We start from the raw sequence: 14,624 nt of genomic DNA, 5'->3' as shown, positions 1-14,624 counted from the left end.
TAATGTGAATTACAAAAAAATTAAAACTATAAAATAATAGCAAAATTATTTCCTACTGAATTGTTAAATCCTATTTTTGTCAAAAAATAATTGAAATATGATCAATACTGAGACTTTACAAGATCTTAGAGAGCGCCTGGTTGCGTTAAGGAGGTATCTTTGACATTGATGCCAAACTTATTCAAATAGCCAACGAAGAAGAAAAAACATATGCTCCTGATTTTTGGGATGATGCTCAAGAAGCAGAAAAACTAATGCGTGCTTTAAACTCAGAGAAAAAATGGGTTTCTGAGTATGAAAAAAGTATAAGCTTAATTGACGATCTCGAAATTTTATTTGAATTTTATAAAGAAGGTGATGCCACCGAAGAGGAAGTTAGCAAAAGCCACGAAACTGCACTTGATTTAATAGAACATCTTGAATTCAAAAACATGTTAAGTGACGAAGGTGATAGCATGAGTGCTGTTCTTCAAATTACTGCAGGTGCAGGTGGAACTGAAAGTTGTGATTGGGCTAGTATGCTAATGCGAATGTACCTCATGTGGGCCGAAAAACAAGGGTATAAAGTAAAAGAATTGAATTATCAGGAAGGTGATGTTGCTGGTATTAAAACAGTTACTTTAGAAATTGAAGGTGAGTATGCTTTTGGATGGTTAAAAGGAGAAAATGGAGTTCATAGATTAGTACGGATATCTCCTTTTGATAGTAATGCTAAGAGACACACTTCTTTCGCTTCTATATATGTTTACCCATTGGCAGATGATAGTATAGAAATAGATATCAATTCCTCTGATTATGAAATTATCACCTCAAGATCTAGTGGAGCTGGTGGTCAAAATGTGAATAAAGTAGAAACTAAAGTACAGCTAACCCACTTCCCTACTGGAATTCAAATATCTTGTTCTGATTCTAGATCTCAACACGATAATAGAGAAAAAGCTTTACAAATGCTTAAATCTCAACTTTTCGAGCTTGAACTTAAAAAAAGACAAGCACAGCGCGACGAAATTGAAGCTTCCAAAATGAAAATCGAATGGGGATCTCAAATTCGAAATTACGTAATGCATCCATACAAATTGGTAAAAGATGTGAGAACAGCTGAAGAAACTGGAAATGTTGATTCAGTTATGGATGGAAACATAGATGCTTTTTTGAAAGCATATCTTATGATGATGGGACAAAAAAATGAAGATTAAAAAATATGACGACAATATATCATAATCCTAGATGTAGTAAATCCAGACAATGTCTTTCTATTCTAGAAGAAAAAAAAGAGGATTTACAGATCATTAAATATTTAGAAAATCCTTTAACAGAGGATGAATTAGCAGACATTATTACTCTATTAGGTGTAGAGCCAATAGATTTAGTAAGAAAAAATGAAGCAATCTGGAAACAAGAATTCAAAGGAAAACAACTTACTAATGAAGAAGTGGTAAAAGCGATGATTGATCATCCAAAATTAATTGAAAGACCAATTGTAATAAAAAATAATAAGGCTATTATTGGTAGACCTCCAGAGAAAGTTATCGATATCTTATAACAAAAAAACCTCGAAAATAATTTTCGAGGTTTTTTTGTTAACTATAATATACTATTGTTTAATTTTTTATTGAGGTATTCCATTAGAAGCGCTCATTGTACCATTAAAAACTTCTCCAGCTACACTAATACTAAAGCTTGTTCCACTACCTGAGGATCCAGCTGCTGGATCATGTGAACCAGTAAACCTTGCCATTCCATCAGCAGGCATAGTAAAATTAAACGAAGTTGAAGCAGTATCTCCATCACCATCATCAATTAAGCATAATTCTCCAGGACCTAAGCCCCAACAAGTAATCCCAACACCTAAGTTATTATTATTTTGATCGAAAGCTTGGATATTTGCATTACCACTTGTATCTCCTCCAGAATTCATAGTAACTTCAACTGAAGAACCAGCTGGTGCAGTAAGAATTCCTGTAGCTCTATTAAAATTAATATTAGATTCCACAATCACCGTACGAACCACTTCCACGGCATTATTTCCTGCAGCGTCCTGTACATTATACGCTATTGTATACGTTCCAGGTACATTCAAATTCACATTACCTGTTGTTTGTATAGAAGTAGTAATATCTCCATCGACATTATCCGAAGCGGTAGCTCCTGGATCGGTATAGCTTCCTCCTTGTTGAACCGTAATTGTAGATGCTCCATTTAAAGTAATAACTGGAGCTATATTATCTATTACTCTAACAGTTCTTGTCGTTGTGGCAGTATTATTAGAAGAATCTGTAACACTATATGTTAACACATAATCACCAGGAGTATCAACGTCGACAGATCCTGAAACTGTAATATCTGCTGTTAAATCTCCATCAACATTATCAGTAGCAGTAGCGCCTGGATCATTAAAGGCAGTACTTATATTCACATTGAAAGGATTAGATCCCACCAATTCTATTACTGGACTAGTATTATCAATAACATTCACAGTTCTAGTAACTTCAACAGTATTATTTGAAGAATCTGTTACAGAATACACCAAAGTATAAGAGCCAATAGTGTTAACATCAACCGAACCAGTTACCTGTATTTGATCTGTTATATCTCCGTCAATATCATCTGTTGCAGTAGCTCCTGGATCTGTAAAAGTAGCACCAAAACTAATTTCTAACGGATTATCTCCTACTATAGTTATTACAGGAGGATCATCACTTACGACATTTACCGTTCTTACCGCAGAATCCTGATTTCCAGCAGCGTCGCTTACCGTATAGGTCAATTGATAAGTTCCTACTACATTTGCATTTACAGTTCCAGTAACTTGAATCTCCGAAGTAATATCACCATCTATATTATCAGTAGCAGTAGCTCCTGGATCATTAAAAGCATCTCCTTGTCTTATTATTAAAGGATTATCTCCTAAAATGGTAATCACGGGTGAAATATTATCTACGACAATCACAACTCGTTCAACCGTAGCCGTATTTCCAGAAGAATCTTGCACACTGTATACCAAAGTATAAGTTCCTGGAACATTTACATTTACGGATCCAGCAACAGTAATATTTGCAGAGATATCACCGTCAATATCATCGGTAGCAGTCGCTCCTGGATCATTAAACACATCCCCAACATTAATCGTGATTTCTGCATCGCCAACTAATTCAATAACTGGTGGCGTGCCATCAGGATCTGTATAATTTAAGGTTATAGAAGCTTCTCTTGAAATAGCAACTGTGTTAGCATTGGCAACCCTAAATTCTATCATATGTTCTCCTGCAACAGTACCTACATAAGTACCAATACTTTCACCAACCTGAACAGGAATATCATCTCCTGGCGCAAACGTATCTCCACCATATACAAGATTACCTGTATTAGAAGAACTATAATTCATTACATAACTCGACATTCCTACTGTTTCGGTTATATTAAAATTGATCGCAGCACCAGAATTCGTAGTTAATGTAGGATTCGTGCTATCTACAATAGTAGCTGAAAAGGTAAAATCTGGAGTTTCACCAATTGCAATGCTAAGCAATTCTGTTTTGGAAATTCCCAAGCTACTAGTCACGGTAAATTCTACATCAACAGTTCCAACTGTTAACCCTTCAAATTTCCAAAGTGATTCACCTACATTGATGCTTCTTAAGGTATCGGGTTCTAACGCAGTTCCATTAACACTGATTGTACCTGTTCCTGCAGCATCTGTATCTGTTGGTGTAACAAAAGTATACCCAATTTCATAAGTTGCTGTGCTAATTTCTTCTATTGAAAGATTCAAGTCAATTTCTCCTGTAACGAATGTCATTTCTGAACTTGGTGTAACATCGAAAGTAAAATCCGTATCATTTACATTATAGGTTAACTCAAATGCCTCTTCTCTTTCCTGTTGATCCCTTAAAGTAATCAAAACCCTACTGGTACCTACAGTAGTACCAACAAATTCTAAAGTAAAATCAGGACCATTTGGTAAATCAATAAATTGATTTCCTGGAATCTCCACATCATTCAAAAAATAAGATCCTGCACCCTCGGTAACATCATATTTGATTTGATAATCACCAGCAGAAACATCATCAACTCCTACTATACTAAACTTAGTTTCTTCTTCAGTGTTAATAAATGCCTCAAAATTTGTCTCACTAAATTCTACTTTAAAAAATATTAACAAATCTTCTGTGATCTCTTTGTTACAGGCAATCATTAAGAAAATAGAAACTAACCCGTATACTGTATATTGAAAAGTTTTCTTCATTTAATTTTATTGTAATTTTTAAATCTTAATATCAAAATATATCAATAGGTTACTTCAATATTAATTTCACACCAACACCAAAATAAGGTGTCAACTCTCCTATTTCACTATTGAAATGATATATCTCTTGAGCTTTAATGTTGATCGCAATAGTAGGTATTAAAAAAATATCAGCATCAATACCTGCATAAGCTCCAAAAACAATTTTACTAGGATCTAAATCTAAATCCTGATTGTTCTCAAGTTTTGTATCACCGCTATTTATAATCTCACTACCCACCGTTCCTCCAGCTCCTAGAGAAAGAGCAAAAGTTCTTTTATTATTTCTAAGAACATCGAAAAAGAAACCTGCATTGAATGCATAGAGATTTACTGGAACATCTATATTCTGAACTTCTAAATTTGTAAAATTACCTTGTAAACCAAACTGTAGATAGTCAAACTCATTTACTTTGTAGTCCAAAGTAGCTAAACCTCCAAAACCACTATCGACATAACCTCCAGTTAATGAAAGTGCCAATTTATGACTTTGAGAATATGATGATAGAGATGAACCAACAATAAATAATAGTAACAATAGAGTCTTGTTTGCAAAAAGTTTTTTCATAAACCCTGTTTTATTAATTTGTGATGTTTTTTTTAAGCTTTTTTCCGCCAGATTATGTGCAAAACTAAAAAACGCTAACGGATTTTGCACTATTATTATTGTAACTAAATTCTTTCAAATCTTAATAAGATTTACATAAATTATATTTCTGTTAATTTTTTTTAACAATTTAATTTCATAATCAACTGACTAAAAGCTTCTTATATTATTTAACAGTGCTTTAACCGATATCCGCAAAGTCGAATCATATTTTTGGCCACCAATACAAAAAATATGTGGAAAATTATCCTACTGTTACTAACCCTCTTTATTGGATTTACATCTTTTAGTCAACGAAAAACAATAAAAGTTACGGGGAAAGTTATTGATAAAGAAACTAATGAACCTCTAGAATATGCAACTATTTCATTTATAAATCCGAAAGAAAACAAAGTAATTACAGGTGGAATAACGGAAAGTAATGGGAATTTTACAATTGAAGTTCCAGCTGCTATTTATAATGTATCCGTAGAGTACATATCTTTCAAAACCATAACCTTATCCAAGCAAAAGCTATTTACTAATACTAACCTAGGTACGATTTCATTAAGTTTAGATACAGAATCACTGGATGATGTTGTAGTAATCGCGGAAAAGACAACGGTAGAAATAAAGTTAGATAAAAAAATATACAACGTCGGTAAAGATCTTACTGTTAGTGGTGGTACTGTAAGCGATGTATTAGATAATGTTCCATCAGTATCCGTTGATGTGGAAGGAAATGTTGCTTTACGAGGTAATGATAATGTAAGGATTTTGATCAATGGAAAGCCTTCAGGACTCGTTGGATTGAACAGTACAGATGCACTTCGACAATTACCAGCTGAATCTATTGAGCGAGTAGAAGTGATTACCTCACCATCAGCACGTTATGATGCGGAAGGAACTGCTGGAATATTGAATATCATTCTAAGAAGAAGTAAATTACAAGGGCTAAATGGAGCTCTTACTGTAAATACCGGATTTCCGTTACAAGCAGGGATTTCTGGAAATATAAATTATCGTACAGGAGATCTGAATTTTTTTACTACATCTGGATATAATTATCGAGAAGTTCCAGGTAATTCACTATCGGAAACTCGTTTTTTTAATATTGATCCAGATACTGATGTAGATAATCCTGATACTTTTCTTAACGAAAAAAGAGATTTTGACAGAATTCGAAAAGGATTAAATACCAACCTTGGTGTAGAATGGTATGTCAATAATTCTTCTTCTATTACGGCTTCATTTTTATATAGATCTAGTGATAATGAAAGAAATACTTCCAACTTAATAACAGAACCTGATGGAAATGGAAATCTATTGAGCAGTAATCTACGTATTGATCCTGAAGTTGAAGATGATATGACAAAACAATATGCGATCAATTATAATAAAGATTTCAATGAAAATGGCCATAAATTAACCTTCGACTTTCAGATAGAAAATAGTGAAGAAGAAGAAAATTCTCGTATCACTCAAGAAAATGTTTCTACTATAGAACTTGTTAATACTTTAGAAAAGCAAGATCGTATTTTAATACAATCAGATTACATACTTCCTATCGGAAAAAAAACTCAATTTGAACTTGGTTATAGGGGGAATTTCAATGAATTAGACACTGATTTTTTAGTTGAATTTGATACAAATGGACAGGTTGTAACTGATACAGATTTATCAAACAATCTTTTGTTTAAAGAGCAAGTCAATGCAGGATATACGCAATTAGGAAGTAAAACTGGAAAATTATCTTATTTACTAGGTTTAAGAGTAGAAAGTACAAGAATAACTATTGATCAAAAAACCAGTGGAGATTTTGACAAAAAGATATATACGGATATCTTTCCTACCATCAATTTAGGATACCAATTAACAGAAAAACAAAGTATAACTTTGGGATATAATCGTAGGATTAGAAGACCACGTTCAAGATTTATTAATCCTTTTCCATCTAGGTCAAGTGCTACAAATAYCTTTCAAGGAAACTCAGATTTGGATCCTAGCTATTCTAATGTTCTTGATCTTGGCTATTTAAATAGACTAGGCAAGCTTACTGTCAATTCTTCTATTTATTATAATCGCTCTACACAAATATTTACGTTTATTGCAGAAGATACAGGTGATACCGCTATTATTGGTAATGGTACTGAAGTTTCTGTTATTCGAAGAAGACCTATTAATTTATCCAGTTCAGATCGCTATGGTTTTGAATTTACGCTTACGTATAGTCCAAGTCGTAAATGGAGAATCAATGGTAACTTTAATGCCTTTCAAAATAACATAAGAGGTGATTTTAATGGGCAAAATTTTGATGCAGATAATTTTAGTTGGTTCGCTAGATTAAATAACAAAATTACTTTACCTGCTAAAATAGATTGGCAGACTACAGCTTTTTACGCAGGTCCTAACGAAAACGCACAAACAAAAACAGAAGGATTACTAAGCGTAAACTTAGCCTTTAGTAAAGATTTGTTTAAAGAAAAAGCCTCATTAACGTTTAATGTAAGTGATCTTTTTAATAGCAGAAAACGTAGAAGTGTTGCTACTACAGAAACTTTTATTACAGATAGTGAGTTTCAATGGAGAGAGCGTAGTTTTACAGTATCCTTTACATATAGGTTTAATCAGAAAAAGAAAAGGCAACGCTCTAGAAACAATTTTGGTGGTGGAGATGACGAATTTGAAGGATAAATAAACATGTCAAAATCATAAATACTACTAAATAAAAAGGGAGATCGAATGATCTCCCTTTTTATTATATATAACTAATACTAATTTTATGCTTCTCCTCTAGCCTTGCGCTTAGCCTCTTGCTTTAATTTGAAGTTTTCAATTGTAGCTCCAAAAATCCAATAAGGAATTACAAACGTTAATAAAAATATCATTAACCAAAATCCAATTGTTAGGATTGTTAGGAATGCTAAAAAACCAAGGTATTGATCAAATTCGAACATAATAGTAATCTAATTTCAATTTTTGTCAAAGATACTAACTCTTATATTTATCTCATAGTATAAATATGATTTATTTTTTGAACCAAAATTTAAATCAATTTCTCTTCTAAAAAGTACAATCTTTATTCCCAAAAAGCTCTACAAATTCTTAAATTTGCCGTTTGAAAAACAAATCATCATAGCTATGGAATATAGAATAGAGAAAGATACCATGGGCGAAGTAAAAGTGCCTGCGGATAAACTTTGGGGAGCACAGACAGAACGTTCCAGAAACAATTTTAGAATAGGTACACCAGGATCGATGCCATTAGAAATAGTATATGGTTTTGCATATTTAAAAAAAGCAGCTGCATTTACTAATTGTGAATTAGGAGTATTACCAATAGAAAAAAGAGATCTTATTGCTCAAGTATGCGATGAAATTTTAGAAGGAAAGCATGATGATCAGTTTCCTTTAGTTATTTGGCAAACAGGTTCTGGTACACAAAGTAACATGAATGTAAATGAAGTGATTGCCAATCGTGCGCATCAGATTGCTGGTAAAACTATCGGAGAAGGAGAAAAAACTATTCAACCGAATGACGATGTAAACAAATCACAATCATCTAATGATACTTTCCCTACAGGAATGCACATTGCAGCTTATAAAAAGATCATAGAAGTTACGATTCCTGGTATTACTCAGTTAAGAGATACATTAAAAAAGAAATCTGAAACTTTTAAAGATGTTGTAAAGATTGGTCGTACGCATTTTATGGATGCAACACCTCTTACTATTGGTCAAGAACTTTCTGGGTATGTATCGCAGTTAGATCATGGTCTTAAAGCATTAGAGAATACTCTACCACATTTGGCTGAAATCGCTTTAGGAGGAACGGCAGTAGGTACTGGTTTAAATACTCCAAAAGGTTATGCAAAAAGAGTATCTGAGTTTATTGCTCAGTTTACAGGGTTACCTTTTATAACTGCAGAAAACAAATTTGAAGCACTTGCAGCACATGATGCATTTGTAGAAACTCATGGCGCTCTAAAACAGTTAGCAGTATCTCTGAATAAAATAGGTAATGATATTAGAATGTTAGCATCAGGACCAAGAAGTGGTATTGGAGAACTAATTATCCCTGCAAATGAACCAGGAAGTTCAATTATGCCTGGAAAAGTAAACCCAACGCAATGTGAAGCACTTACTATGGTATGTGCGCAAGTAATGGGTAACGATGTAGCTATCAATGTTGGAGGAATGCAAGGTCATTTTGAGCTTAATGTTTTTAAACCTGTAATGGCAGCTAATTTGCTACAAAGTGCTCAACTACTTGGAGATGCTTGTGTTTCATTTGAAGAACATTGTGCTCAAGGTATTGAACCTAATCAAGCTAGAATTACTGAATTATTGAATAATTCGTTAATGTTAGTAACTGCTTTGAATACGAAAATTGGATATTATAAGGCAGCAGAAATTGCGAATACAGCGCATAAAAACGGAACAACATTAAAACAAGAAGCCATCGCTCTAGGATATGTTACCGAAACAGAATTTGATGAGTGGGTAAAACCTGAAGATATGGTAGGTGCTATGAAATAGAAAACTGTTTTTATTTAAGTTAAACCAATAATAAAAAAACCGTATGCATTAGCATCCGGTTTTTTTGTCCCCATTATTATAACTAAACTATTAGAATTTCCCCCAAAATTCTAATAAACTGTTTCTTCCTTTCTTGAAACAACAGTTTTACCTGTGTATCGCGTGGCTACAAGCCTTAGGAAGCTCTTTTAAAAATTTTTTCAAAAATCTGAAATTAATACGAAATGGTTTCATAATATCTTGTGTAAAGGTGTTGAATAGAATTTGGTTTTTATTTTAATACAATATTAATTGCTCTTTGGGTCTAATGAAATACGTAAAAACACTTGTATTTCATATTTCTTGATTTTTTCTATCTATGGATAGCGTGGCTGCTAGCTTTTGGAAGTTCCTGTAAAAAATCTAAAATAAAACGAAAATTAATGCCTAGTAAGTTCATAATATTATCTGTGTATATGGTTAATATCTCTTTTTTAATATTTCTGGTACAAATATACTTCAGGAAAACACACAACACAATGGGGGAAAACACCCGAAATTCATAGTGAGRAACACCCTTTTTGATTTAAGTAATTGAAAATCAATATTTTAAGATATTAAATAATTTTGATAAAATTGATATTTCTCATCTAATGATATTAGTATCTTTATATAAGACATATAAAATCGTTAAAAGTAAATCTCAACATTTTATTGATAATGAAATATGTTCCTACTAATAAATTCCATTTAACAATCAACCTATAGATGAAACAGTTATTCATTTTAATTATTCTAACACTTCAATTAACGGGATGTGCTAAAAATGACACTAAACATAAAGAAGAAGATTCAAATATCTCGAACCATACAAGTGATCGTCATTTACAAAATGAACAATTTTCAAAATATAGTTTTACTACAGAAAAACAATGGGATAGCTTACACAACAGATCAATAAAGCAAACAGTTCATAAAGAGAGAGAACTACTACCAAATATTCGCACCTTTGGATGGCATATCTACTCAAATGGATCCATTTACAAAAATTATGATTTCTCCTTATTATGGGGTATCTCCTATTTCTCATATGACATACAGCCTAAAACAGGAAACTATAAAAGCATTCATCAATGGAAAACGACTTCATTAATAGATAGTGCAAAAGCAAAAGGTTGWAAAGKTTTCTTGTCTGTATCAAATTTTGGTAATAAAAACAATCGTATTTTCTTGGAAAATGAGAAAGCACAAAAGACATTGGCTAATAATTTAAGTGCTTTACTAAAAGTAAGGTCCGCTGACGGAATAAATATAGATTTCGAAGGTGTATCCAGAAAAAATCGAAAACACTTCGCTAAATTCATTATCAATATTTCAAAACATTTAAAAACAATAAATCCAAATTATCAGGTTTCTTTATGTCTGTATGCAACAGACTGGAACGATATTTTTGATATTGAAGCAATAGATGCACATATAGATTTTTACACATTAATGGGGTATGATTATTATGGTAGTTTTAGCAAAATTACTGGACCTGTTACTCCTTTTAAGAAAACCACAAAGTTTGGAAATGGTCTCCAAACATCCGTTGAGTATTACCATAAAAAAGGAGTAGACTTTAACAAATTGATCATTGGATTACCGTATTATGGTGCTGAATGGTATACAAAAGACCCCAAAATAGGAAGTCCTGTGACTAAGTTCAAATCACATCCTAGTTATAACACTATAAAAAAGGAATATATTGATTCCTTAAAAATCCAAACAAAATTTGATAACGAAAGTATGTCTAGTTATATGGTTTTCAAAGATTTTAAAAACAATGGCTATAGGCAACTCTTTTTTGAAGATGTAAAATCCTTATCCATAAAATATGATTGGATCAAAAAGAAAAAGATTTCTGGTGTTGGTATTTGGGCATTAGGTTATGATGATGGATATACTGAATTATGGGACCTACTTGCGGAAAAGTTTTCCAAAGAAACAATCCTGAAATAARACAATAACAAATAGAATATTTAGATTACATCGTTTTTCTTTGGCAAATTGTATTAAGCTAAGAAAATTATGTAGGTATTAAACCTATTTTTGGTTCCGTGATAACGTCTCATACCTTCTAATTTTTAATTATTGAGTAAAAAAGGGAAAAAATCTATTTTTTTAGGGTAACAATTATATCAAAATTGTTACCCATAGTAAAAACACAAATAGATGAAAACAATCAAACTACTTTTACTCTCTCTGTTTATTATAACTTCCTGTACTAATGATGACGATAATATGGAGACCATAATTATTGTTTCAGATTTTTCAGTAACAACAAATGAAAATCCATCTGAAGGTCAAATTCTTGGAACTATAGATGCGTCTACAAATCAGGGTACACTTACTTTTTCGATAACTTCACAAACTCCTGCTGGAGCTATGGATGTAAACTCTATAACTGGAGAAGTTTCTGTGTTAAATTCGGATTTATTTGATATTAAGGCCAACCTGCAATTAACCGCAACTGTGGAGATTAAAAATGGAAACGTAACAGAGATTGTAATGGTTACAGTAAATCTTATTACGAATTGTGTAGCCAATGAACCTACACTATTAGCGTATTATCCGATGGATTCAAATTCAAATGATACAAGTGGGTTTAATAATAACGGTGTAGTTAATGGAGCAGTACTAACGAATGATAGGTTTTCCAATACTGATGCTGCATATTATTTTGATGGCGTAGATGATGACATAAGCATATCTGACAATAATCAAATTAGACTAACTAATGAGTTTACCATTTCTGCATGGGTTTTTCCAGAAGAAATTAAAAGTCAAGTAATCATGCGAAAAGGTTCTTTTGTAAACGGAATATTCGCTGTACCATATGGATTATCGATGTCTGCAACAAATGATATAATTTTTTCGATGACTACAGATGGTAATCTAACCCAAGTAAGAAAATCTGGATATAATATTAATCAATGGTACTTAATATCCGGAGTTTTTAAAGATCAAACAATGTATCTATATATAAATGACGAATTAGTTGCAATTGAAACTGTAGAAGGCCAATTTAATTATAATGATTCTCCTTTATTAATAGGTACTCGATTGAACTTACCATCAAGTACTTTTAAAGGAGCTATTGATGATGTAAGGATTTATAATAGAGCTTTATGTACAGAAGAGATTATTGAACTCTATGAAAACTAAAAATCAATGACCAGATTGCAAACAAAGAACGCTCAGATTATACTCTGAGCGTTCTTTACTATATGAATAATGGTTTTATGTAGCCTAAATTTCTACTGCAGTATTCACTTCTACTTTTTCGAGAGCTTGCTCTAAATCCCAAATAAGATCATCCATGCTTTCTACACCAATAGATAATCGTACCAACTGATCCGTGATGTTCATTTGTTGTCTTTGTTGCTCATCTACTCCAGCGTGGGTCATTGTTTTAGGATGTTCCGCTAAACTTTCTGTACTTCCTAAACTAACCGCTAATTTCATGAGCTTTAGATTATTAAGGAACATAAATGCTTCTTTTTCTCCGCCCACTATATCAAAAGATACCATTGCTCCAGGAGCAGAACATTGTTTTTTATAAATACCGTGAGCTTCTGTTCCTTCTTCTAACAATCCAAGATAAAATACTTTCTCTACTTTAGGATGATTCTTTAGATATTCTGCCACTACTTGGGCATTTTTGGTTTGTTGATCCATACGAACCTTTAAGGTTTCTAAACTTCGTAACATGAGCCAAGCCGTGTGTGGGCTTACCATATTACCTAGGAATGTTCTAAGTGTTTTTACACGAACCATCAATTCAGAATTTCCTAAAACCGCACCAGCTATCAAGTCACTGTGACCACCAATATATTTTGTCGCTGAGTACAGTACTAAATCTGCTCCACATTGCAATGGATGCTGCCATAAAGGTCCCATATACGTATTATCTACGGCTACTAACGCTTTACGATCTTCTGTACTATACTTTGATGCTATTTGACTAAACTTTGCAATATCTACGATATCATTTGTTGGGTTTGCTGGCGTTTCTAAATAGATCATAGCTAGTTTATCCGCTTTACCAGATTCTTCGATCATCTGCTCTACTTCAGCTATGCTTTGATTAGGCATTACTCCTATCGTATGAACACCGATCTTATCTAAAAAATGTTGAATAAAATGATCTGTTCCTCCATAAACTGGATTACTATACACCAATAAATCACCAGGCTTCAGGAATTCTAATAACACTGTACTAATAGCAGACATTCCACTTTCAAAAACTGCACAATCATCCGCTTTATCCCAAAGACATAATCTGTTTTCTAATATTTCTAAGTTTGGATTGTTGATTCTACTGTAAATCAACCCTAATTCTTCTTTCTCGGATTTTTCTCTTAAACCATACGCTAATTCGAAAAATGCTTTTCCTTCTTCTGCTGTTTTGAAAACAAAGGTTGAAGTTTGAAAAATTGGACATTTAATTGCGCCTTCTGATAATTCTGGTTTGTATCCATAAGTCATCATTAAGCTTTCTGGATTAAATTGATGCTCTTTCATATGTATATCCTATCTATTTTTACACTTATTTTAAAAGAAATATTACGTTTTCTACTTGCTTAAAATTAATTCAAAAAGAAATAAAAACCATAAACTTGAATAAATACAGAATTAAAATAAAAATTATAAATCAAAAAAAGAAAAATATTCTATATTTGAATCATTACATGACATAAGACAGAAAAATATTATGGATAAAATTGATCGATCAATCCTTAGTTTATTACAAAAAAATGGTAAAATCACTATCAAAGAGATTGCTGAGCGATTAAATCTTACCACTACTCCTATTTTTGAACGGGTAAAGAAATTAGAAAGAGAAGGTGTTATAAAATCATATAAAGCAATTTTAGATAGAAAAAAAGCGGGATTACAATTAATGGTTTTCTGTAACGTTACCCTCAATCTCCATCAAACGGATTATCTGAAGAAGTTTGAAAAAGATATTCAACAGTTTTCAGAAGTTGCAGAGTGCTATCATGTCGCTGGAATGTTCGATTACTTAATCAAGATCTATGCTGAGGATATGGAAAGTTACCAGTATTTTCTTTCTAACAAATTGGCCTCTCTAGAAAATATTTCTAAAGTACAAAGTTCATTTGTAATGACTGAAGTTAAGGATTTTTCGTTTTTGCCAATTCCCTAAAGAATAAAAAATTGATCATATTA

10 protein-coding genes are annotated in these 14,624 nt (G+C 32.4%); 7 read left to right on the top strand and 3 right to left on the bottom strand.

The annotated features are described in order from the left end of the window. Window positions 1-97: 97 nt before the first annotated feature. Window positions 98-1,196 (top strand): peptide chain release factor 2 gene (gene prfB / locus GBO31_RS06305; RefSeq protein ID WP_219007485.1). Its coding sequence is split into 2 segments (ribosomal slippage): window positions 98-160 and window positions 162-1,196, totalling 1,098 coding nucleotides; the frame shifts between segments, so codons are not numbered across the junction. A gap of 5 nt (window positions 1,197-1,201) precedes the next feature. Further along, entirely contained in the window at window positions 1,202-1,543 is a 342-nt protein-coding gene (gene arsC, locus GBO31_RS06300; protein WP_219007484.1) for an arsenate reductase (glutaredoxin), read from the top strand. Window positions 1,544-1,609: 66 nt separating this feature from the next. Here arsC and GBO31_RS06295 read toward each other — a convergent pair whose 3' ends face one another. Beyond that, on the bottom strand, window positions 1,610-4,246 hold the full coding sequence (locus GBO31_RS06295; RefSeq protein WP_219007483.1) for a DUF5011 domain-containing protein: 2,637 nt from the start codon (window positions 4,244-4,246) through the stop codon (window positions 1,610-1,612). 49 nt (window positions 4,247-4,295) lie between these two features. Further along, window positions 4,296-4,853 (bottom strand): conjugal transfer protein TraO, encoded by a 558-nt coding sequence (locus GBO31_RS06290; protein ID WP_219007482.1) that lies wholly within the window; start codon window positions 4,851-4,853, stop codon window positions 4,296-4,298. Window positions 4,854-5,126: 273 nt separating this feature from the next. Between GBO31_RS06290 and GBO31_RS06285 the strand changes: the two genes are divergently transcribed. The 4 genes from GBO31_RS06285 to GBO31_RS06270 all read left to right on the top strand — a co-directional run bounded on the left by GBO31_RS06285 (window position 5,127) and on the right by GBO31_RS06270 (window position 12,596). Then, window positions 5,127-7,565 (top strand): TonB-dependent receptor domain-containing protein, encoded by a 2,439-nt coding sequence (locus GBO31_RS06285; protein WP_219007481.1) that lies wholly within the window; start codon window positions 5,127-5,129, stop codon window positions 7,563-7,565. A gap of 447 nt (window positions 7,566-8,012) precedes the next feature. Continuing rightward, window positions 8,013-9,410 carry a class II fumarate hydratase gene (gene fumC / locus GBO31_RS06280; RefSeq protein ID WP_219007480.1) on the top strand — a complete coding sequence of 466 codons (1,398 nt, stop codon included), beginning with the start codon at window positions 8,013-8,015 and terminating at the stop codon, window positions 9,408-9,410. Between the two features lie 747 nt (window positions 9,411-10,157). After that, complete coding sequence (locus tag GBO31_RS06275) at window positions 10,158-11,390, top strand: glycosyl hydrolase family 18 protein (RefSeq protein WP_219007479.1); 1,233 nt, start codon at window positions 10,158-10,160, stop codon at window positions 11,388-11,390. Between the two features lie 213 nt (window positions 11,391-11,603). Beyond that, a complete protein-coding gene (locus GBO31_RS06270; RefSeq protein WP_219007478.1) occupies window positions 11,604-12,596 on the top strand; it encodes a LamG-like jellyroll fold domain-containing protein in 993 nt (330 codons plus the stop codon). An 84-nt stretch (window positions 12,597-12,680) separates the two neighbouring features. Here GBO31_RS06270 and GBO31_RS06265 read toward each other — a convergent pair whose 3' ends face one another. Further along, the gene (locus GBO31_RS06265) at window positions 12,681-13,955 is read right to left on the bottom strand and encodes a cystathionine gamma-synthase family protein (protein ID WP_219007477.1); all 1,275 of its coding nucleotides are present in this window, start codon (window positions 13,953-13,955) and stop codon (window positions 12,681-12,683) included. 190 nt (window positions 13,956-14,145) lie between these two features. Here GBO31_RS06265 and GBO31_RS06260 point away from each other — a divergent pair, with 190 nt between their 5' ends. Next, window positions 14,146-14,601 carry an Lrp/AsnC family transcriptional regulator gene (locus GBO31_RS06260; protein ID WP_219007476.1) on the top strand — a complete coding sequence of 152 codons (456 nt, stop codon included), beginning with the start codon at window positions 14,146-14,148 and terminating at the stop codon, window positions 14,599-14,601. The last annotated feature ends 23 nt before the right edge of the window (window positions 14,602-14,624 follow it).

The sequence above is a fragment of the Aquimarina litoralis genome (assembly GCF_019295435.1).
GTDB lineage: Bacteria > Bacteroidota > Bacteroidia > Flavobacteriales > Flavobacteriaceae > Aquimarina > Aquimarina litoralis_A.
Note: the sequence above shows the minus strand (reverse complement) of the source record. Positions and strands in the feature narration are given on the sequence as shown.